The sequence below is a fragment of the Pantoea sp. ANP04 genome, from assembly GCF_041982285.1.
Classification (GTDB): domain Bacteria; phylum Pseudomonadota; class Gammaproteobacteria; order Enterobacterales; family Enterobacteriaceae; genus Pantoea; species Pantoea eucalypti.
This window is the reverse complement of record NZ_JAUTYS010000013.1, coordinates 126,103-147,269: the sequence shown is the minus strand read 5'-3', so window position 1 is coordinate 147,269 and position 21,167 is coordinate 126,103. Positions and strand designations below refer to the sequence as shown.

Genomic DNA, 21,167 nt, shown 5'->3' with positions numbered 1-21,167 from the left:
GCGCTCTTAGCTCAGTTGGTTAGAGCACCACCTTGACATGGTGGGGGTCGATGGTTCGAGTCCATTAGAGCGCACCACTTTCAGAATTCCTTCAGTTTGCGCAACGCCTCCTTTTATTGATCTGCATCGTTTCTCCCCTCTGCTTTTTGATTGGTTTTCGCATACTTAGCGTCTATACTGTCCCGCGTTGCTTACTTGAAAGGTTTCAGCGATCACGTGCTTACTGCGATAACTCAAATGATTTGCGCAACAACAGCGTGGTGGTTACCAACCGTAACCGCACAACTTCCCTGCACGCCTGGCCTTCGTCACCTATTCTTACTCAGTACTGCCCTTTTCAGTCTCAATCAGAAATTTCACTTCGATGCGCTGCCATCGAATTCCGCCCTTATTCATCCATCACAACTTACAGAAAATCCGTCATGAAAAAGACTAAAATCGTTTGTACAATCGGCCCGAAAACCGAATCCGAAGAGATGCTGACTCAGCTCCTCGAAGCTGGCATGAATGTCATGCGTCTTAACTTCTCGCACGGCGACTATGCCGAACATGGTCAGCGCATCACCAATATGCGTGCCGTTATGCAAAAAACCGGTCGTCAGGCCGCGATTCTGCTGGATACCAAAGGCCCTGAAATCCGCACGATGAAGCTGGAAGGTGGTAACGATGCGGCGTTGAAAGCTGGCCAGACATTTACCTTTACGACTGATCAGAGCGTGATCGGTAACAGCGAACGCGTTGCAGTTACCTATCCAGGCTTCACGGCTGACCTGAAAATCGGCAACACAGTGCTGGTCGATGATGGCCTGATCGGCATGGAAGTGACCGAAGTCACTGAAAATACCGTGGTGTGTAAAGTCCTGAACAATGGCGATCTGGGTGAGAACAAAGGCGTCAACCTGCCAGGTGTTTCTATCCAGCTGCCCGCTCTGGCTGAAAAAGATAAGCGCGATCTGATTTTTGGTTGTGAGCAGGGCGTTGACTTTGTCGCTGCCTCTTTCATCCGTAAACGTTCAGACGTGCTGGAAATTCGTGAGCACCTGAAACAGAACGGTGGCGAACACATCCAGATCATCTCCAAAATTGAAAACCAGGAAGGCCTGAACAACTTCGACGAAATCCTCGAAGCGTCAGACGGCATCATGGTTGCACGTGGTGACCTGGGCGTTGAGATCCCGGTTGAAGAAGTGATCTTCGCGCAGAAGATGATGATCAAAAAATGTAATAAAGCACGCAAAGTGGTTATCACAGCCACCCAGATGCTTGATTCCATGATCAAGAACCCGCGCCCTACCCGCGCAGAAGCCGGTGACGTCGCCAACGCCATCCTTGATGGGACTGATGCCGTCATGCTGTCAGGTGAGAGCGCCAAAGGCCGTTATCCGCTGGAGTCAGTCACCATTATGGCGACCATCTGCGAACGTACCGATCGTGTGATGAAGTCCCGCATCGACAGCCAGAGTGATAACCGCAAAATGCGTATCACTGAAGCCGTCTGCCGTGGTGCTGTTGAGACCGCTGAGAAGCTGGAAGCGCCACTGATTGTGGTGGCTACCGAAGGCGGTAAGTCGGCGAAATCTGTACGTAAATATTTCCCGAACGCAACTATCCTGGCGCTGACTACCAATCCGACCACTGCACGTCAGCTGATCCTGAGTAAAGGCATTGAGACGCGTCTGGTGACTGAGATCGCATCAACCGACGATTTCTATCGTCTGGGTAAAGAAGCGGCGCTGGAAAGTGGCTATGGCCAGAAAGGTGATGTCGTGGTTCTGGTGTCCGGTGCATTAGTACCAAGCGGAACTACCAACACCGCTTCCGTTCACGTCCTGTAAAACTTTCTTAAGCCATTATTTTGAAGCGCCTGAGTCAGGCGCTTTTTTTATTTCTACTTAAACCAAATACCAGAAAATTCCAATCGAAAATAACTATTCAAATACTCTTAATATTAAGGTTAATCCGATTAAATCTCTCTGTTTTCCCTTAATTTTTTTATCATATTCTGTGATCCGCTGCTTCTTTGAGCGAACGATCAAATTTAAGCATCTTCTCATCAAAAATTTATTCTCAACTTAAAAAGCTTTGTGTAATACTTGTAACGCTACATGGAGATTAACTCAATCTAGAGGGTATAAATAATGAATCGTACTAAACTGGTACTGGGCGCGGTAGTTCTGGCTTCAACTATGCTGGCTGGTTGCTCAAGCAACGCTAAAATCGACCAGCTGTCTTCAGACGTTCAGACTTTGAACGCTAAAGTTGACCAGCTGAGCAACGACGTGAACGCAGTGCGTTCAGACGTTCAGGCTGCTAAAGATGACGCAGCTCGCGCTAACCAGCGTCTGGACAACCAGGCTCACTCTTACCGTAAGTAAGAGTTCTGGTTTAAAAATGGCGCCTTTATGGCGCCATTTTTTTTGCCTGAATTCAGCACCCTTTCGGGTACGTGTTGCTTCAGGGTTGAACCGCTTTACCTTCAGTCTGTGAAAACGGATTCTCCGCGCTCGCAGAGGCACTCTCCAGCCCCGCAGGCAGCACGGTGTCACTCTGTACCGGCTCTCCACTGCTCACCAGCACAGGCATGCCTGAGCGGCGCGTTAAGCTGGCTTTAATCAGCGCGCTATCACTCTTCTCACTTTTCATAAACTTCTTCAGGTCACCGGTGATCGCAATCGGCATGGTCTGGGGATCGTCTTTGTCGCTATGGGATAGCGGCTGGTGTACTTCCACGTAGCGTTTCCCATCCGGCTCCACGGCGTACTTCACCGGCTGATTGATGATCTGAACACGCGTGCCTTTTGGCGCCGCGTTAAACAGCGCTTCAATATCCTCTGAGCGCAGGCGGATGCAGCCTGAACTGACGCGCATGCCGATGCCAAACTTCGCATTGGTGCCGTGGATCAGGTACTGGCCAGTGCCGCGCGCCAGACGCATGGCAAACTGTCCCATCGGGTTATCCGGTCCGGCCGGGACCACGCCGGGTAGCGTAATGCCCTCTTTGGCGTAACGCTTGCGGATGTTCGGAGTGGGCGTCCAGGTAGGATTCGGGATTTTCTGGCTGATTTGCGTCACCATGACGGGTGTTGCTGCGCCCAGCTGGCCAATGCCGATGGGATAGACGATGACTTTATCTTCCCCTTTGGGATAGTAGTAGAGGCGAAGCTCGGCGAGATTCACCACAATCCCTTCGCGCGGCGTATCGGGCAGGATCATCTGCAGCGGCACCGTCAGCTGGGTGCCCGCTTTGGGCAGCCAGGGATCGGTTCCGGGATTTGCCTCCAGCAGACCCAGCAGGCCGACCTGGTAACGGGACGCGATCGATTCCAGGGGTTGTTTATCATCGGGAACCTGTGTCAGGACGTTCTCGCCAATCAGGCGACTGTCAGGCGGTGGCAGCGGATATTCGGTGGCGAACGCGGGTGCAGAGAGCCCAAAACAGGTCAGCAGCAATGCACCGGCTAAACGTAAAGCAGGTTTCATGCAATTTTCTCGTCAGATAAAAAACAGACGCCGGATGGCGTCTGTGGAGTGTAACTTAGCTGAGGTTCTGAGCGGTATGGCGAATAGACCGAATCATCGCCTCCAGCCCCTGCGACCGGGTGGGCGTCAGGTGCTGCATCAGGGCCAGTTCGCCAAACCAGTGGCGCACATCCAGCGCCAGAATGTCGGCGGGCTGAAGGTTCTGATAAAGACTAAATACGATAGCAATCAGTCCTTTAACGATAGCGGCATCGCTGTCGCCTTCAAACGCAATCGAACCATCTTCCTGCGGGGTCATTCTGATCCACACCTGACTCTGACAACCCGAAATCACGTTTTCCGGCTGGTGTAAGGTTTCAGAAGATTCCGGAAGCTTTGAACCCAGTTCGATAATGTAGAGGTACTTCTCTTCCCAGTTGGCGCAACGATTAAAGTTGCGAACCAGTTTCTCTTTTTCAGGCAAAGTCGCCATCACTCACTCCGTTAAAACTGTTCAGCCGCCCAGCAGACGATGAATGCGCGTCAGACCGGCAGCCAGACGATCCACTTCCTCTTCACTGTTATAGAAGGTGAAGGAGGCACGGCACATCGCCGGAACATTGTAGTGCTGCATCAGCGGCATCGCACAGTGATGTCCGGTGCGAATCGCAATACCATATTGATCCAGGAAGCTGCCGACGTCGTAGGCGTGATGTTTGCCCAGATTAAAGGCAATCACACCGGCACGTGACTGCGGGCCGTAAATCTGAATATCGGGTACGGTGCCCAGCTTATCGAGCGCGTAGTTCATCAGTGCAGTTTCACGCTGATGAATGGTGTCCAGCCCCAGCGCCTGTACATAGTCCAGTGCCGCACCAAAGCCGATGATACCGCCGGTATTCGGCGTACCCGCTTCAAAACGCCACGGCGCACTGTTCCAGGTGGTGCCGGTGGGCAGCATGACCTGACCAATCATCGAACCGCCGCCTTCCCACGGTGGCATCTCATCCAGCAGCGCTTTGCGGCCGTAAAGAATACCCACGCCGTTCGGGCCATAGAGTTTATGGCTGGAGAAGACATAGAAGTCGCAGCCGATATCCTGCATGTCGACCTTGTCATGCATCACCGCCTGTGCGCCATCCACCAGCGTGAGGACGCCGGCAGCTTTGGCCTGGGCAACAATCGCTTTAACCGGGTTAACGGTGCCGAGTACGTTTGAAACGTGCGTGACGGCCAGTAACCGGGTGCGGCTGTCAATCAGACCCGCCAGATGCTCCAGCGCCAGCTCACCATTGTCATTTAATGGCAGCACGCGCACTTCTGCACCCGTACGCTGTGCCAGCATTTGCCAGGGAACGATATTGGCGTGATGCTCCATCTCGGTGATGATCAGGTTGTCGCCCGCCTGGAGGTTACTGCTACCCCAGGTGTTCGCCACCAGATTGATACCTTCGGTGGTGCCTTTGACAAAGACGATCTCTTCCTGCGACTGCGCATTGATGAAACGGGCAGCCTGTTCGCGCACATTCTCCATGTCGCTGGTTGCCTGCTGGCTCAGCGTATGAATGCCGCGATGCACGGCCGCATAGCCATGCTGGTAGAAATGACTCTCGGCGTTAATCACCGAGAGTGGACGCTGTGCGCTGGCTGCACTGTCAAGATAGGCCAGCGGATGACCGTTGACCTCACGCTTCAGGATAGGAAAATCAGCCCTGATGCGTTCGAGATCGAAGTTCATCATACGTCGCCTCCGGGAAAGCGTTCAGCAATACGCTGCAGCACGGCCTGACGCATCACACTGTTTTCCAGCGTTTCTGTCAGTTCTGCGGCAAATGCATGAATGATCATGGTCTGCGCCGCATCCTGTTCAATACCGCGCGAACGCAGGTAGAACATCTGCTCATCATCGATGCGACCAATGGTGGCACCGTGGCTGCATTTCACGTCATCCGCATAAATTTCCAGCTGCGGTTTGGTATCGACTTCAGAAAGCTTGCCCAGCAACAGGTTGTTGTTGGTCATCTGCCCGTCAGTTTTCAGCGCATGCTGAGCCACTTTGATGTGACCATTAAACACCGCGCGGCCTTTATCACGCACGATGGTTTTATGCATCTGGCGGCTCATACAGTGGCCTTTATTGTGCTCCAGGTAGGTGCGGGTGTCCGCCACTTCCTGTTTCACCGGCAGCACCAGGCTGTTAATCGCCAGCGTGGTATTTTCGCCGTTCAGCTGCGTACTGGTGTTGTGACGCGACAGGCCGGCACCCAGCAGGAAGCTGGTGCTGCTGACCTGGCCATCGTTACCAATCACCAGATCGTTGTGGGCGAAGTGGTAGCTGGCACTGCTTTCAAAGGCCAGCTTAGTGTGGGTCAGCTTCGCATTGTCGCCGACCGCAAAGGTAAAGCGCGTGCCAGTGAAATGGGCGCGCTCATCCAGGGAAACGTAATGCTCAATGACTTCCGCTTCTGCACTCTCTTCAAGCTGCAGGTGATGACGATAGTGAACCGTATTCATGCCCGTCTGCTGGCCGCTGGTGATATGCAGCAGGTAGATCGGACGCGCAGCGGATTTACCGCGTGCCAGACGCAGGGTCGTGACCTCTTCCGCCAGACTTTCTGTCAGATGCAGGAAAATTTCCGGCTGAACCGCAGCGGGCAGCGGACGACGCTCTGCGGCCACGCAGTGCTGAACCTCAAACAGTTCGACATCACGGCTGCTGAATTCAGGCTGAAACTGACCGTCAACATACACCAGACGGATCGCATCCAGCGGCAGTGCCAGCGCATCAACCTGTTCGGCACTCAGGGTCTGAGGCGCATCGGGCAGCACAAACTGCTGGGACAACAGCGTGTCCAGCGGCGTGTACTTCCAGTTTTCATGCTTGCGTGTTGGCAGGCCAACGCGCATCAGTTGCTGCCAGTGCTGCTGAGCCTGCAGAGAACGTACGTCGCCGCGTGATTCAAACAGGTGATGCCACTGTTGCAGCGCAGAATCACTCTTCGTCGGTAAGCCAGCCATAACCTTGCTCCTCCAGCTGTTTCACCAGCGAGAAGTCGCCAGATTTCACGATTTTGCCCTGATACAGCACATGAACGAAGTCTGGCTTGATGTAGTCCAGAATACGCTGGTAGTGCGTCACGATGATAAAGGCGCGCTTCTCGTCGCGCAGGCTGTTCACGCCATTCGCAACAATTTTCAGGGCATCAATATCCAGACCGGAGTCGGTCTCATCCAGGATGCAGAGCTCAGGTTCCAGCGCTGCCATCTGCAGAATATCGTTACGCTTCTTCTCACCACCGGAGAAGCCGACGTTAACTGAACGGGTCAGCAGATCTTCCGGCATCTTCAGCAGCTGAATTTTCTCTTCAATGAAGTCCTGGAAATCGAAGCGATCCAGCTCTTCCTGCTGACGATATTTGCGCACCGCGTTGACCGAGGTTTGCAGGAAAAACTGGTTGCTGACGCCCGGAATCTCTACCGGATACTGGAAGGCCATAAAGATACCTTCACCGGCACGCTCTTCAGGCGCCAGTTCCAGCAAATCTTTGCCTTTAAAGGTCACCGAACCGCCCGTGACTTCATAATCTTCGCGGCCTGCCAGCGTAGCCGACAGCGTACTTTTACCTGAGCCGTTCGGGCCCATGATGGCATGCACTTCGCCTGGTTTAATTTCGAGATTCAGGCCACGCAGAATGGCTTTATCTTCAACACTGACCTGCAAATCTTTAATGCTTAACATTCTTATTCCTTCACATTGCTTCCGGCAAGGCGTGTGACGGCATCAGCCCACACTGTGCTCAAGGCTGATGGCTAACAATTTCTGGGCTTCCACGGCAAATTCCAGTGGCAACTCCGAGAATACGTCTTTACAGAAGCCGTTCACGATCATCGAGATCGCATCTTCTTCACTGATACCGCGTTGCAGACAGTAGAACATCTGATCTTCGCCGATACGTGAGGTAGTAGCTTCATGCTCCAGCTGGGCGGTATTGTTGCGGGTTTCGACATACGGGAAAGTATGCGCACCGCAATCCGGACCGATCAGCATCGAGTCACACTGCGTAAAGTTACGGGCATTGGTGGCGGTTGGCATGATCTTCACCAGCCCGCGATAGGTGTTCTGACTTTTACCGGCCGAGATCCCTTTAGAGATAATGGTCGATTTGGTGTTTTTACCAATGTGGATCATCTTGGTGCCGGTGTCGGCCTGCTGACGACCACTGGTCAATGCCACTGAATAGAATTCGCCTACCGAGTAGTCCCCGCGCAGAATGCAGCTCGGATACTTCCAGGTGATAGCAGAACCGGTTTCAGACTGCGTCCAGGACATTTTGCTGTGGTCACCTTCACACAGCGCACGCTTGGTCACGAAGTTAAGGATACCGCCCTCACCTTCGCCGCCAGGGAACCAGTTCTGAACGGTCGAATATTTCACTTCAGCATTTTTATGGATAATCACTTCCACCACGGCCGCGTGCAGCTGGTAAGTATCACGTACTGGCGCGGAACAGCCTTCAATGTAGCTGACGTAGCTGTCTTCATCGGCAATGAGGATGGTGCGCTCGAACTGACCGGTTTTCGCCGCGTTAATACGGAAATAGGTCGACAGCTCCATCGGGCAACGCACCCCTTTCGGGATGTAGACGAAGGTGCCGTCTGAGGCGACCGCTGAGTTCAGCGCAGCAAAGAAGTTATCATTCGCCGGAACCACCGTGCCGAGGTACTGCTTCACCAGCTCAGGATGTTCCTGAATGGCTTCGCCGAATGAGCAGAAGATAATCCCCTGCTCCGCCAGCTTGCCACGATAGGTGGTCGCGACCGACACGGAGTCGAAAATGGCGTCAACCGCCACTTCACGGCCTTCACGTACCGGTACACCCAGCTGATTAAACGCATTTTCCACTTCCTGCGTCAGATAGTCGCTGGCTGGCGCGCTGCCTGAAGCCTGCATGGCACCCGGCTCGGAAGCACAGCTGTCATCGCAGTTGCCGCAGGACGGCGCGGAGTAGTAGCTGTAATCCTGGTAGTCGAGTTTTTCGTAATGGGCTTTCAGCCAGTGTGGCTCTTCCATTTCAAGCCAGGCACGAAAAGCCTTAAGACGAAACTCCAGCATCCACTCTGGCTCGTTACGCTTGGCCGAGATCGCCCTCACCACATCTTCATTGATGCCGTTGGCAAATTCTTCGGTCTGCAGTTGGGTAAAGAAGCCCTCTTTATAGTTGAGCTTGCCTTCCCAGATTTGTACATCGTCAGATGTTTCGCTGTGTCGTGACATATTTCACTTACTCGACGCCAAAGCTTTCACCGCACCCGCAGGCGTGCTGAGCTTTAGGGTTATTGAATTTAAAAATCTGATTCAGGCCTTCGCGAACGTAATCCAGCTCGGTGCCATCAACGAATGGCATCGCCTGAAGCGGCACAAACAGCGTTGCGCCGTGGAATGAGAACTGCAAATCGTCTTCGACAGGCTCTTTAACCAGATCCATGACGTAGCCAAACCCGGCGCAACCGGATTGTTTCACGCCAAGCCGCAGACCCTTGACTTCAGGATCCTGAGCCGCCAGATTGAGAATTTGTTGTGCTGCGGTTTCAGTCAGCGTCAACCCTTTCCAGACAAAATCGTCGGGTGAGAAAGAGTCTGTATTAACGGATGCCATGTTGATACCTCTTGAGTCCGGACCTTTTCAGGCTATCCCCCTATGTTAGTGATCTGTACAATCACTTCAACCTCTTGTTTTGCAGGGATAATCATCTAGTGCTGTTTTATCTGCTTATTTATTAAGCATAGCTGCTCCCGCTCACCCTGCGGTAAGAGAATCAGCGTCAATAAGCGGGTGATAACCTATTAATAAATCACTCTTTTTAAAAAAACCATTTTTGATCAAAGTGCTTATTGATAGGTTACGCCTTTCTTTGATGTAAACAGATTGTTATTTCCGATTATACCGACAGGCAGGATAAATCGATAAATTTTTCTGCCCACCCGTTGCAATCACGGCCGGGATGAATATGATAATTATTATCATTAACATTCAGGGCGACGCGATGACCCTTTCTGTCTCAGCCTGGCTGCAGCATAAAATCGACGAATACCAGTTTTCGATGCGGGATATCACCGTCGACTTTTATATGGCACAGGCAAAACTTGACCGGGCCGACTGCACGATCCATCAGCTACGTCAGTTCAATGATGCCTGTCAGGATATGGCAGAAATCTGCCAGATGAACGGTGACGATCAGAGTTACCTGCACGCTATGGGTAAACTGCATCACCGACTGCTGCAGGAGATGGGAAACAACGATCGCGATCGCCTGTTTCGCCTTCAGGCTTATCAACTGGCGCGATTGTCCCTGACCCGACTCTGCCATCAACTGGCCATGGTCGGAGAATGGAACAAAGCCACCGTGCTGCAAAGTGACTTTATGCGTCACGCAGGCTGGATATTCTAATCCAGCCACGGCGTGACGTCGCGCACAATTTTTTTACATTATCTCTAACAATGCCTGAAGCGGATGGCGCATGCCATTGCCTTCTACACGCTTGACCTGACTACGGCATGAATAACCCGTGGCCAGGCAGCGCTGACGAGGCAGTCGCTGAAGCTGTGGATGCCAGGAGAGTGCATAGATTCCCAGCGAATTTTCGAGGTTTTTACTTTCGTGGCCGTAGGTGCCCGCCATGCCGCAGCAGCCGACATTGATGTTTTCAAGCTTTGCACCAAACCGGGCAAAGATCCCCTGCCACTCATTCGGTGTGGAGGGCTGCGCGGTCACCTCAGTGCAGTGCGCGAAGAGATACCAGGATTCCCCGCCTGTTGCCTGCACGTCACGTTCTGACAGCGCACGCGCTAACCACTCATGCACCAGCAATACGCTGAAGTCGCCGCGCGACTCACCCAGCGTCTGACGATACTCATCGCGATAGCAGAGCACGGTAGCGGGATCCACACCGACCATAGGCAGTTCCAGTTTTGCTACCCGATTAAGAAAATCGGCGGTGCGAGCTGCCGTGCGTGCAAAACGCTGCAGGAAACCTTTCACATGCTGCGCTTTGCCGTTAGGCAAGAATGGCAGCAGTACCGGACGGTAGCCCAGCTTCTCAATCAGCCTGACAAAATCATTTACCAAATGGGCTTCATAAAAGCTGGTAAACGGATCCTGCACCACCAGCACACAGTTTGCGCGATCGGCAGTTGGCAACGCTTCCAGCTGTTCCAGCGTCATGTTCATGGCGGGATGACCGCTGAGCTGCTGTTTCAGATTTGGCGCCGAGAGCAGAGGCAGATCGACCATGCCGATATGCGTTTTACTTAACTCTTTCACCCAGGGCTGACGCAGGAAGAAATTGAACACCTTCGGCGCTTTCGCCATCAGGGGTGCATAGCTTTCAACCGCCGCCACCAGATGATCGCTGACCGGCCGCAGATAGCGGGTGTGGTAAAGCTGGAGGAAGCGCGAACGGAACGCGGGTACGTCAATTTTGATCGGACACTGGGTCGAGCAGGCCTTACAGGCCAGGCAGCCCGACATCGCCTCCTTTACCTCGTGAGAGAAGTCATACTCCCCTTTGCTGGCATGCCAGCTGTTGCGTGTGCGGGTAATCAAGCCGCGCAGCGACAGCGTGTTTTCCGGCAGCTGCTTTTCCAGTACAAGGGGATCGACACCCTGTTCGGCCAGCAGCCGCAGCCATTCCCGCGTCAGCGTCGCCCGTCCCTTAGGAGAGTGAATGCGGTTGCGGGTAATCTTCATGGAGGGACACATCGGGCTGCGGGCATCAAAGTTAAAACACAACCCGTTGCCGTTACACTCCATCGCCCCACGCCATTCATCCCGCACCGTGACCGGAATCTGCCGATCAAAGGTGCCGCGCTTCACTGCATCCACCTGCATCATCTCGTCGTTGCGGTTAAAGGGCGTGCAGATTTTACCTGGGTTAAGACGGTTTAACGGGTCAAAGGCGGCTTTGATGCGGCGCAGTTCGTTAAACAATGTTTCGCCAAAGAATGCCGGACTATACTGGGCGCGGAAACCTTTGCCATGTTCGCCCCACAGCAGGCCGCCGTAGCGCGCAGTCAGCGCCACCACATCGTCGGAGATCTGCTTCATCATCATCTCCTGCTGAGGATCGCACATATCCAGCGCCGGACGCACGTGCAGGACGCCTGCATCGACGTGACCAAACATGCCGTAACTCAAACCGTGGCTATCAAGCAGGGCGCGAAATTCGACAATATAGTCCGCCAGTTTTTCCGGCGGAACGGCAGTGTCTTCCACAAACGGAATCGGCTTAGCGCGGCCTTTGGCATTCCCCAGCAGACCCACCGCTTTTTTACGCATGTTATAAATGCGCTCAATGCCATCCAGATCGTTACAGAACTGATAGCCAATGACGCCTCCCTGCTGCTGCGCCATCAGCGCGTCAAGGCGGGCGCAAAGTTGTTCAATCTGCTGATCGATCAGCGCTGCGTTGTCACCGGCGAATTCAACAATATTGAGACCCAGCATCGCTTTGTCGGGTACGTCAGTAATTAATTCACTCACCGAGTGCCAGACGATATCTTCACGTGCCAGATTCAGTACTTTAGAGTCAACAGTCTCGACTGAGAGCGCCTGCGCTTCCACCATCAATGGCGCATTACGCAGGGCAGAGTCAAAAGAGTCATATTTGATGTTCACCAGCCGCCGCACTTTTGGCAGCGGGGTGATATCGAGTCGCGCTTCGGTGATAAAGGCCAGCGTTCCTTCAGCGCCGCACAACAGGCGTGTCAGGTCAAAGGTCTGCATATTGTCACTGAAAACGTGGCGCAGATCATAGCCGGTCAGGAACCGATTCAGCTTTGGAAACTTTTCCAGAATCAGCGCACGATGCTCGCGGCAACGCGTCAGCACCTGCTGATAGATCCGCCCTTCCGGGGTGGCCGTCTGTGCCAGTGTTTCTGCCAGCGCCGTCGCCATGGGCCGCGTATCAAGCATATCGCCGCCCAGCAACACAGCCCGCAAGCCCAGAACGTGATCCGACGTTTTGCCGTAAACCAGCGAGCCCTGACCCGACGCATCGGTATTGATCATCCCGCCCAGTGTCGCACGGTTACTGGTCGATAATTCTGGCGAGAAGAAAAAGCCAAATGGTTTCAGCCAGGCATTCAGCTGATCTTTAATCACCCCGGCTTCAACCCGAACCCAGCCCTCATCCGTATTAATCTCCAGGATGCGGTTCATGTAGCGCGACATATCCACCACGATCCCCTGATTCAGCGACTGCCCGTTGGTGCCAGTGCCGCCGCCACGTGGGGTAAAGACCAGACTGGCAAAGCGCGCTTCGCCGGCCACGCGGGCGAGCAGTGCAACATCGGCGGTTGAACGTGGAAAGAGCGCCGCGTCGGGCAGCAACTGATAGATGCTGTTATCGGTAGAGAGTGAAAGACGATCGGCATAGCTGGTTGCCATGTCACCGGTAAAACCCTGCTCTTTCAGTGACTCAAGGAACGTCAGCACCAGTTGAACGAGGCCCGGCGCCTGCGAAATCTGTGGGATCATGATTGTCTGACCGAAGGTGTTGTAAACGTTTGCGTTTATACGTTAGCGATTTCTCGTTTTATCATATTTTTCCTGCGTCTGCCCTTTTTTCAGAAAAGGCAAAAACCTTTCACCACGACGCTGTTTAATCCCTGGCAAATAGATCATGATAAAAACGGGCATCCGAATGCCCGAAAATGAAGGATTAAGACGAGGTTATGAGTCAATGATGAAAAGCCAGTACCGGGATATGGATTTACCGCAAATACTCTTCACCCTGATGTTCATTCTGCTGCTGATCGTCGCCTGTTTATGGGTGGTGCAGCCGTTTATTCTGGGCTTTGCCTGGGCCAGCATGGTAGTGATTGCCACCTGGCCATTGATGCTGAAATTCCAGCGACTGTTATGGGGACGCCGTTCACTCGCGGTGATCGTCATGACACTGCTGCTGCTCTTGCTGTTTATTATTCCTATTGCCCTGCTGGTCAGCAGCCTGATCGATAACAGTGCGCCTGTGATTGCCTGGGTGACCCAGGGCCACACGATGCCGAAACTGACGTGGCTCAGGGAAATCCCGATGGTGGGTAAAAAGCTGTATGTCAGTTATGACACGCTGGTGGCGAGTGGCGGTGCCGGCGTGATGGCGAAAATACAGCCTTACATCGGCCGCACCACAGGCTTTTTTGTGGCTCAGGCCGGTCATTTCGGGCGCTTTATGATCCATCTGGGCGTGATGTTACTGTTCAGCGTGCTGCTTTACTGGCGTGGCGAACAGGCTGCCCAGGGCATCCGTCACTTCGCGTTTCGTATGGCGGGACGACGCGGTGATGCTGCGGTGCTGCTGGCGGCACAGTCCATTCGTGCCGTAGCGCTGGGTGTGGTGGTGACGGCGCTGGTGCAGGGTGTGCTGGGCGGCATCGGTCTGGCGATTTCCGGTATTCCTTATGCCACGCTGTTAACGGTACTGATGATCCTCTGCTGCCTGGTACAGCTCGGTCCACTGCTGGTGCTGGTTCCTGCCATCATCTATCTCTACTGGAGCGGCGATACCACCTGGGGCACCGTGCTGCTGGTCTGGAGCTGTGTGGTCGGCACGATGGATAACGTTCTGCGCCCGATGTTAATCCGTATGGGCGCAGACCTGCCGATGATTCTGATCCTCTCAGGCGTGATTGGTGGCCTGTTCGCGTTCGGCATGATTGGTCTGTTTATCGGCCCGGTGGTTCTGGCGGTTTCCTACCGTCTGGTTTCGGTCTGGGTACATGAAGCGCCCGCCCCGGATAAAGACCCGATGGCCTCGGCTGATGCACTGGCCGATCACGAGGGTACCCCACCAGCTGTATAATGCGGTGCAATGGCACTTTGCGCCAATCCCCCTGATGTACATTGATTAGTGCGGTTAATGATGATTAACCGCACCTCTCTTCATCATTCAGATAAATTCTGTTTTTCATTAGCGATTTTTAATAAAAAAGCCATCTTTGACCTAAAAACGACCATTCAGGGCTAAAAAAGATTACTTTCTGCACTGTTTCTTAAGCCAAATGACCAGGTAAAGATGACAAAAGATTATCGGCTTTAAACTAATAAGAGGATTCTTAAAGACGACAGCCAGCCGTATGAATAACATGTTTCCTATGTTCGAAATCAACCTGATGATTTTCAGACAAACTTATTCCCCTGAGTAGAGTAAAGAATTGCTGTGTGTAGTCTTTGCCCATCCCCTGTGATGGGCTTTTTTTTGCCTGAAATAAGCCAGCTATAAATAGAAAAGGCCCGCAATGCGGGCCTTTATGCTTGCTACAGCGGGGATCAGGCGGTTTTATTTAACTGCGCCAGACTCACCCAGGTTTCCACTACGGTATCCGGGTTCAGCGACAGGCTGTCGATGCCCTCTTCCATCAGCCATGCGGCAAAATCCTGATGGTCGGACGGTCCCTGCCCACAAATTCCGACATATTTACCCTGTTTTTTGGCCGCTTTGATCGCCATGGAAAGCAGCGCTTTCACGGCTTCATTACGCTCGTCAAACAGTGCAGAGACAACGCCGGAGTCGCGGTCCAGCCCCAGCGTCAGCTGGGTCATGTCGTTAGATCCAATTGAGAAGCCATCAAAGTGCTGCAGGAACTGATCCGCCAGTAGCGCATTGGACGGAATCTCGCACATCATAATGATTTTCAGTCCGTTTTCGCCGCGCTTCAGTCCCTGACGTGCCAGCTCTTCCACCACCGCCTGCGCCTGATCCACGGTACGGACAAACGGAACCATGATCTCAACGTTCGTAAGGCCCATCTCATTGCGAACACGCTTCACCGCTTCACACTCAAGCGCGAAACAATCCCGGAAGCTGTCCGCTACGTAGCGACCGGCCCCACGGAATCCCAGCATCGGGTTTTCTTCTTCAGGCTCGTAGCGCTCACCGCCCACGAGATTGGCATATTCGTTCGTTTTGAAGTCGGAAAGTCGGACAATTACACGTTTCGGTGCAAATGCCGCGCCAAGTGTGGCAATTCCTTCAGTCAGGCGGCCAATGTAAAACTCGACCGGATTATCAAATCCTTTCATCATTTTACGGATCTGCTGCTGCAGTTCCGGTGTCTGTTGATCGAGTTCCAGTAGCGCTTTAGGGTGGACGCCAATCATACGGTTAATGATAAATTCCAGACGCGCCAGACCGACACCTTCGTTAGGCAGACAGGCGAAATCAAAGGCACGATCGGGGTTGCCCACATTCATCATAATTTTCAGCGGCAGTTCAGGCAGCGAATCGACCTGAGAACTGGTGACATCAAAATCAAGCAGCTGATCGTAGACGTAGCCGGTGTCGCCCTCAGCACAGGAAACCGTGACCTGATGACCTTCCTTCAGACGATCGGTTGCATCGCCACAGCCAACGACAGCAGGGATACCCAGTTCACGCGCGATGATTGCCGCATGACAGGTTCGTCCGCCACGGTTAGTGACAATCGCTGACGCCTTTTTCATGATCGGTTCCCAGTCCGGATCGGTCATATCCGTCACCAGCACATCACCTTTTTCAATGCGGTGCATTTCGCTGATATCGTGGATGACCTTCACCACGCCTGCGCCAATACGATGACCGATAGCACGGCCTTCCACCACCACGCTGCCCTGACCCTGCAGCGTATAACGTTCCATGACCTGACCATTTGAGCGCACAGTTTCAGGACGCGCCTGAACGATGAACAACTTACCGGTGTGCCCATCTTTGGCCCACTCAATATCCATCGGACGCTGATAATGCTGTTCAATTAAGACAGCCTGTTTAGCCAGGGCCTGCACTTCCTCATCACTTAAGCAAAAACGATCGCGTTCGGCTTCAGGCACATCTTCGATCTGAACCTGCTCGCCATGCGCCTGAGAATCGGCATAGACCATGCGAACCTTTTTCGACCCCATATTGCGGCGCACGATAGCGGGACGATCCGCTGCCAGCGTGGGCTTGTGGACGTAGAATTCGTCCGGGTTAACGGCACCCTGCACCACCATTTCACCCAGTCCCAGCGCAGCAGTAATAAAGACCACCTGATCAAAGCCAGACTCCGTATCAATGGTGAACATCACACCTGAAGAGGCCAGGTCAGAGCGCACCATGCGCTGAATACCCGCAGAGAGCGCCACGCCACGGTGATCATAGCCCTGGTGCACGCGGTAAGAGATAGCGCGGTCATTAAACAGCGAAGCAAAGACATGCTTCACCGCCACCATTACGGCGTCGATACCCTGCACATTCAGGAAGGTTTCCTGCTGACCAGCAAAGGAGGCATCGGGCATATCTTCCGCGGTGGCCGAGGAGCGGACAGCAAACGACGCGGCATCATCATCGGCAGAAAGTTGCTGATAGGCATCCAGAATGGCGGACTCCAGTTCCGGCAGAAAAGGGGTCTCCACCACCCACTGACGAATCTGCTTACCCGCTGATGCCAGCGCATTCACATCATCAATATCGGTCTCGTCCAGCAGCGCGTAAATTCGCTGATTGAGCCCGCTTTGATCAAGAAACAGGTTAAAGGCATAGGATGTCGTCGCGAATCCATTGGGTACAGAAACACCCAGCGAAGAGAGATTAGTAATCATTTCACCCAGAGAGGCATTCTTACCGCCTACCCGATCAACATCATGCATACCAAGCTGGTTATACCAGAGCACGAGTGGCTGTTCGCCATTAATGGACATTGCGCTTATCCTTTATCAATTAACAATGAATGGACACAGGGAGTTATCTCTTTTCAGCCTGGCATATCACCCCCTCAATAACGATGTGTTGAATCGTTAAAGCAGAATTTCAGCAACAGTTTCGGAATTGTGAGCGCAATTTTTTGCTGTTGCGCAATGACGCTATTTTTCGCTAAATGATTGATGCAGCAGGAAATGACAGATTTTCAGCCATTTAACCCCTCCGTTTTGTTGCGCAACAGTTGCGTGGCTATTTGCAGCGTAATAAGGGTTCAAAGCATCCCGGTGAAGCGAAGCCGCTGTTAGTTTTTAATTATCCTGATGAAACATCAGACAAAAAATCCGGACAGGCATTACAGAAACTAAAATCAGAGATGAATTATTTAAGCGCATGGCTCATGCTAACGGCTCACTCTTGTCTGAGGCTGATTACGTTATGACAACTGACAGAAGCGTTTTTTATATCTCCGATGGTACGGCCATTACGGCTGAAGTACTGGGTCATGCGGTGCTGTCACAATTTCCGGTTAATATCACCAGTCTGACGCTACCCTTCGTAGAAAATGTCCAGCGTGCGCTGGCGGTTAAAGCCCAGATTAACGCGCTTTATCAGCAGAGCGGTGTGCGGCCACTGGTGTTTTTCTCGATCGTCACCCCGGAAGTGCGCGACATCATCGTGCAGAGCGACGGCTTTTGTCAGGATATCGTGCAGGCGCTGGTGGCACCGCTGCAGCAGGAGCTGGGTTTGTCCCCCGCACCGGTTGCTCACCGTACTCACGGACTGGATGCCAGTAATCTGGGTAAATATGATGCGCGTATTGCGGCGATCGATTACGCACTGGCGCATGATGACGGTATCTCGCTGCGCGGACTCGAGGATGCGCAGGTTATTCTGTTGGGTGTCTCGCGCTGTGGTAAAACTCCCACCAGCCTCTATCTGGCGATGCAATTTGGTGTGCGCGCCGCCAACTACCCGTTCATCGCAGATGACATGGATAACCTCAAACTGCCGCCCGCGCTGCGCGCGCATCAGAATAAACTGTTCGGGCTGACTATCGATCCGGAACGCCTGGCGGCGATACGTCAGGAGCGGGCGGAAAATACCCGTTACGCCTCAATGCGTCAGTGCCGACTGGAAGTGGGCGAAGTAGAAGCGCTGTTTCGCACCCATCAGATCCGCTATCTCAACAGCACCAACTACTCGGTGGAAGAGATTGCCACCAAAATTCTCGACATCATGGGTCTGACGCGCCGCATGTACTGAGAGTGTTATCGATGCTGAGTTGTAAAGCGATGCTGCCGTCGCTTTTGATTTCATTATCAAATCCCGGGTTGAATTCGCAGGCTAATGGTTTATTGTGACCACCATCACTTCCCGGTATTTCACCGCTGCGAAGAACCGTTTTCGAGAAACTCATGAACAAAACCGACGAACTGCGTACCGCACGCATTGGTAGTCTGATTACTCCCGCCAGCCTGGCGGCTGACCATCCCGTTTCCCCGGCCATTGCCGACAATGTCACGGCTGCCCGTAAACGTATAGCCCGTATTCTGACCGGTGAAGATCCCCGCCTGCTGGTGGTGATTGGCCCCTGCTCACTGCACGACCCGAAAGCAGCCCTGGAGTATGCAGAGCGTCTGAACGCATTGCGCAGCCGCTATGACGATCGGCTGGAGATTGTGATGCGCGCCTACTTCGAGAAGCCGCGCACCGTGGTGGGCTGGAAAGGCTTAATCTCTGATCCGAACCTGGATGGCAGCTACGATGTAAACCGGGGCATTGGTATCGCCCGCAAACTGCTGATTGATATCAACACGCTGGGATTGCCTACCGCCACAGAATTTCTGGATATGGTGATCGGCCAGTTTATTGCCGACCTGATCAGCTGGGGAGCGATTGGCGCACGCACCACCGAAAGCCAGATCCACCGTGAAATGGCGTCGGCCCTCTCCTGCCCGGTCGGCTTTAAAAACGGCACCGACGGTAACGTTCAGATTGCCGTGGATGCGATTCGCGCCGCACGCGCCAGCCATATGTTCCTGTCGCCGGACAAGCTGGGGCAGATGACGATCTATCAGACCAGCGGCAACCCGCATGGACATGTGATCCTGCGTGGTGGCAAGCAGCCTAACTATCATGCCAGTGATGTCGCTGCCGCGGCGGAGAGTCTGTCTGCCTTTAATCTGCCAGAGCAGCTGGTAATCGACTTCAGTCACGGCAACTGCCTGAAGCAGCATCGTCGTCAGATGGATGTGGCGGCAGAGGTAGCGGAGCAGATTAAAGCAGGATCGCGGGCTGTTGCCGGTGTGATGATTGAGAGCTTCCTGGAAGAGGGTAATCAGAAAGTGGTGAGCGGCGAACCGCTGGTTTACGGCAAGTCGATTACCGATCCCTGCCTCGGCTGGCAGGAGAGCGAAAAAGTGCTCGCCCTGCTGGCCGAGGCGGTTTCTCATCGCCTCTGATTTTCAGTTAGCTGGAGCAGCTCACCTCTAACGTTTTGCCCCAGTCTGGCGGCCGCTGACGATATTCAGCGGCCGTCTCATCGCTAAAGGGCTGCTGTAACGCCTGATGCAGGCGTGCCAGCGCACCCTGCTCGCCCCGCTCCGCCTCTTCAATCGCCTGCTGTGCCAGATAGTTGCGCAGAATCACCGCCGGATTAGCGGCCTTCATCACTGCCTGACGTTCCGTATCACTGACCTGCTCGTCCATCAGACGGCTGCGATAGCGCTGATACCAGCCATCAAACGCCTCACGATCGATAAACTCATCGCGCAACGGTGAGCGGCTTTCAGCCTGTTGAGTCTCACTCAACAGCCGGAACGTCAGCGTGTAATCGCTGTGCTCCTGGGTCATCAGGGCCAGCAGATCGGTCAGAATCTCATTATCGTTGCTCTGCTGTGTCAACAGACCGAGCTTCGCCCGCATCCGCTCGCCCCAGACCCGCATCAGTTCAGGTTCATAGGCGCTCAGTGCCGTCCGCAACTGCTCCGTGGTCAGCAGACCCGAAAGCGCGTGCGCCAGCCGGTTAAGATTCCACAGGCCAATCATCGGCTGATTTTCAAAGCTGTAGCGACCCTGATAGTCGCTGTGATTGCAGATGAAGTCAGGCTGATAATCATCCAGAAAACCAAAGGGGCCATAGTCGATGGTCAGGCCAAGAATCGACATGTTGTCGGTGTTCATCACCCCATGCGCAAAGCCCACGCTCTGCCACAGGGCAATCAGCCGAGCGGTACGTAACACAATGTCGGTAAACCATTGCTGATAGCGGTCCGCTTCCGCTTCCAGATGCGGCCAGTGATGACGAATCGCGTAGTCGGCCAGCTGCTGCACTTTCTCCTGCTGCTGACTATAAAAGAAATGCTCGAAATGCCCGAACCGCAGATGGCTTGGTGAGATACGCATCAGCATTGCGCCACGTTCGGTGGTTTCGCGGTAGACCGGCTCATCGCCTATCGACAGGGTCAATGCTCGCGTGGTGGGAATGCCAAGATGGTGCAGCGCCTCTGAGGCGAGGAACTCTCGCACGCTGGAACGGATTACAGCGCGACCATCCCCCATCCTTGAGTAAGGCGTCAGGCCTGCGCCCTTGAGATGCCAGTCAAGTTTACTGCCATCATCAAGGCGCTGTTCACCCAGCAGAATGCCGCGCCCGTCGCCAAGCTGGCCCGCCCAGACGCCAAACTGATGGCCACTGTAGACCTGCGCCAGCGGCTGCATGCCGGGTAACAGGGCTGCGCCGTGCCAGACGTCATGACCGTTACCGGCAAAGAGTTCGGGATCCAGACCCATTGAGGTTGCAAGCGGTGCGTTGTGATACAGCAGGCGTCCGCCAGTCAGCGGTGTGGGGTTTAGCGCGGTGTAACACCCTGTCAGTTCCCGAAACCAGGTGTTGTCAAAAGTGGCCTTACCAGAAGACATTATTTCTCCCATGCGCTGCTCAGCGGTACGTAGATGAGTCCTCTAGTGTAACGCTGATAGCGGGGATTAACAG

The 21,167-nt window shown here is 53.7% G+C and carries 16 protein-coding genes, 1 tRNA gene and 1 other RNA gene; 8 read left to right on the top strand and 10 right to left on the bottom strand.

Going from position 1 to position 21,167, the window contains the following annotated elements:
- From Q7C21_RS17685 to Q7C21_RS17675, 3 genes are all read left to right on the top strand, one after another.
- Window positions 1-77: transfer RNA gene (locus Q7C21_RS17685), tRNA-Val, on the top strand.
- A gap of 345 nt (window positions 78-422) precedes the next feature.
- Window positions 423-1,835, top strand: a complete 1,413-nt coding sequence (gene pykF / locus Q7C21_RS17680; RefSeq protein ID WP_275770377.1) for a pyruvate kinase PykF — start codon at window positions 423-425, stop codon at window positions 1,833-1,835.
- A gap of 303 nt (window positions 1,836-2,138) precedes the next feature.
- The gene (locus tag Q7C21_RS17675; RefSeq protein ID WP_003853216.1) at window positions 2,139-2,375 is read left to right on the top strand and encodes a major outer membrane lipoprotein; all 237 of its coding nucleotides are present in this window, start codon (window positions 2,139-2,141) and stop codon (window positions 2,373-2,375) included.
- A 79-nt stretch (window positions 2,376-2,454) separates the two neighbouring features.
- Here the strand turns inward: Q7C21_RS17675 and Q7C21_RS17670 are convergent, their stop codons facing one another.
- From Q7C21_RS17670 to sufA, 7 genes are read right to left on the bottom strand one after another with little or no spacing between them, the layout of a single operon-like run.
- Window positions 2,455-3,480, bottom strand: coding sequence for a L,D-transpeptidase family protein (locus Q7C21_RS17670; protein WP_375150986.1), 1,026 nt, complete (start codon window positions 3,478-3,480; stop codon window positions 2,455-2,457).
- 55 nt (window positions 3,481-3,535) lie between these two features.
- A complete protein-coding gene (gene sufE / locus Q7C21_RS17665) occupies window positions 3,536-3,952 on the bottom strand; it encodes a cysteine desulfuration protein SufE (protein ID WP_003853221.1) in 417 nt (138 codons plus the stop codon).
- Between the two features lie 21 nt (window positions 3,953-3,973).
- A complete protein-coding gene (gene sufS / locus Q7C21_RS17660; protein ID WP_312041475.1) occupies window positions 3,974-5,197 on the bottom strand; it encodes a cysteine desulfurase SufS in 1,224 nt (407 codons plus the stop codon).
- Window positions 5,197-6,477, bottom strand: a complete 1,281-nt coding sequence (sufD, locus tag Q7C21_RS17655; RefSeq protein ID WP_003853224.1) for a Fe-S cluster assembly protein SufD — start codon at window positions 6,475-6,477, stop codon at window positions 5,197-5,199. Before sufD ends, sufS begins: the two co-directional genes overlap by 1 nt.
- Window positions 6,452-7,198, bottom strand: a complete 747-nt coding sequence (sufC, locus tag Q7C21_RS17650; protein ID WP_003853225.1) for a Fe-S cluster assembly ATPase SufC — start codon at window positions 7,196-7,198, stop codon at window positions 6,452-6,454. The genes sufD and sufC overlap by 26 nt, the downstream gene beginning before the upstream one ends.
- A gap of 42 nt (window positions 7,199-7,240) precedes the next feature.
- Window positions 7,241-8,734 (bottom strand): Fe-S cluster assembly protein SufB, encoded by a 1,494-nt coding sequence (sufB, locus tag Q7C21_RS17645; RefSeq protein WP_003853227.1) that lies wholly within the window; start codon window positions 8,732-8,734, stop codon window positions 7,241-7,243.
- 7 nt (window positions 8,735-8,741) lie between these two features.
- On the bottom strand, window positions 8,742-9,116 hold the full coding sequence (gene sufA, locus Q7C21_RS17640) for a Fe-S cluster assembly scaffold SufA (RefSeq protein WP_003853229.1): 375 nt from the start codon (window positions 9,114-9,116) through the stop codon (window positions 8,742-8,744).
- A gap of 388 nt (window positions 9,117-9,504) precedes the next feature.
- Between sufA and Q7C21_RS17635 the strand changes: the two genes are divergently transcribed.
- On the top strand, window positions 9,505-9,909 hold the full coding sequence (locus Q7C21_RS17635; protein WP_033743294.1) for a hypothetical protein: 405 nt from the start codon (window positions 9,505-9,507) through the stop codon (window positions 9,907-9,909).
- A 33-nt stretch (window positions 9,910-9,942) separates the two neighbouring features.
- On the opposite strand, the gene Q7C21_RS17630 is transcribed toward Q7C21_RS17635, so the two are convergent.
- The gene (locus Q7C21_RS17630) at window positions 9,943-12,996 is read right to left on the bottom strand and encodes an FAD-binding and (Fe-S)-binding domain-containing protein (protein ID WP_375150985.1); all 3,054 of its coding nucleotides are present in this window, start codon (window positions 12,994-12,996) and stop codon (window positions 9,943-9,945) included.
- A gap of 205 nt (window positions 12,997-13,201) precedes the next feature.
- Between Q7C21_RS17630 and ydiK the strand changes: the two genes are divergently transcribed.
- Window positions 13,202-14,320: an AI-2E family transporter YdiK gene (ydiK, locus tag Q7C21_RS17625; RefSeq protein WP_003853236.1), complete on the top strand. Its 1,119-nt coding sequence runs from the start codon at window positions 13,202-13,204 to the stop codon at window positions 14,318-14,320.
- Window positions 14,321-14,612: 292 nt separating this feature from the next.
- Window positions 14,613-14,720, top strand: an RNA gene (gene rprA, locus Q7C21_RS17620) — antisense sRNA RprA.
- Between the two features lie 67 nt (window positions 14,721-14,787).
- On the opposite strand, the gene ppsA is transcribed toward rprA, so the two are convergent.
- Window positions 14,788-17,172 (bottom strand): phosphoenolpyruvate synthase, encoded by a 2,385-nt coding sequence (ppsA, locus tag Q7C21_RS17615; protein WP_375150984.1) that lies wholly within the window; start codon window positions 17,170-17,172, stop codon window positions 14,788-14,790.
- A gap of 436 nt (window positions 17,173-17,608) precedes the next feature.
- Between ppsA and Q7C21_RS17610 the strand changes: the two genes are divergently transcribed.
- Complete coding sequence (locus Q7C21_RS17610; protein WP_003853242.1) at window positions 17,609-18,436, top strand: pyruvate, water dikinase regulatory protein; 828 nt, start codon at window positions 17,609-17,611, stop codon at window positions 18,434-18,436.
- Window positions 18,437-18,588: 152 nt separating this feature from the next.
- Window positions 18,589-19,635 (top strand): 3-deoxy-7-phosphoheptulonate synthase, encoded by a 1,047-nt coding sequence (locus Q7C21_RS17605; RefSeq protein WP_008926188.1) that lies wholly within the window; start codon window positions 18,589-18,591, stop codon window positions 19,633-19,635.
- Between the two features lie 7 nt (window positions 19,636-19,642).
- On the opposite strand, the gene Q7C21_RS17600 is transcribed toward Q7C21_RS17605, so the two are convergent.
- Window positions 19,643-21,094, bottom strand: coding sequence for a protein adenylyltransferase SelO (locus Q7C21_RS17600; protein WP_033762892.1), 1,452 nt, complete (start codon window positions 21,092-21,094; stop codon window positions 19,643-19,645).
- Window positions 21,095-21,167 lie beyond the last annotated feature (73 nt).

Bases quoted from the DNA above. Each gene is read 5' to 3' on its own strand.
- sufB (WP_003853227.1), bottom strand. From the start codon at position 8,734: ATGTCACGACACAGCGAAACATCTGACGATGTACAAATCTGGGAAGGC.
- Q7C21_RS17600 (WP_033762892.1), bottom strand. From the start codon at position 21,094: ATGTCTTCTGGTAAGGCCACTTTTGACAACACCTGGTTTCGGGAACTG.
- Q7C21_RS17635 (WP_033743294.1), top strand. From the start codon at position 9,505: ATGACCCTTTCTGTCTCAGCCTGGCTGCAGCATAAAATCGACGAATAC.
- Q7C21_RS17605 (WP_008926188.1), top strand. From the start codon at position 18,589: ATGAACAAAACCGACGAACTGCGTACCGCACGCATTGGTAGTCTGATT.
- Q7C21_RS17630 (WP_375150985.1), bottom strand. From the start codon at position 12,996: ATGATCCCACAGATTTCGCAGGCGCCGGGCCTCGTTCAACTGGTGCTG.
- ydiK (WP_003853236.1), top strand. From the start codon at position 13,202: ATGATGAAAAGCCAGTACCGGGATATGGATTTACCGCAAATACTCTTC.
- sufE (WP_003853221.1), bottom strand. From the start codon at position 3,952: ATGGCGACTTTGCCTGAAAAAGAGAAACTGGTTCGCAACTTTAATCGT.
- sufC (WP_003853225.1), bottom strand. From the start codon at position 7,198: ATGTTAAGCATTAAAGATTTGCAGGTCAGTGTTGAAGATAAAGCCATT.
- Q7C21_RS17610 (WP_003853242.1), top strand. From the start codon at position 17,609: ATGACAACTGACAGAAGCGTTTTTTATATCTCCGATGGTACGGCCATT.
- sufD (WP_003853224.1), bottom strand. From the start codon at position 6,477: ATGGCTGGCTTACCGACGAAGAGTGATTCTGCGCTGCAACAGTGGCAT.
- sufS (WP_312041475.1), bottom strand. From the start codon at position 5,197: ATGAACTTCGATCTCGAACGCATCAGGGCTGATTTTCCTATCCTGAAG.
- Q7C21_RS17675 (WP_003853216.1), top strand. From the start codon at position 2,139: ATGAATCGTACTAAACTGGTACTGGGCGCGGTAGTTCTGGCTTCAACT.
- Q7C21_RS17670 (WP_375150986.1), bottom strand. From the start codon at position 3,480: ATGAAACCTGCTTTACGTTTAGCCGGTGCATTGCTGCTGACCTGTTTT.
- ppsA (WP_375150984.1), bottom strand. From the start codon at position 17,172: ATGTCCATTAATGGCGAACAGCCACTCGTGCTCTGGTATAACCAGCTT.
- pykF (WP_275770377.1), top strand. From the start codon at position 423: ATGAAAAAGACTAAAATCGTTTGTACAATCGGCCCGAAAACCGAATCC.
- sufA (WP_003853229.1), bottom strand. From the start codon at position 9,116: ATGGCATCCGTTAATACAGACTCTTTCTCACCCGACGATTTTGTCTGG.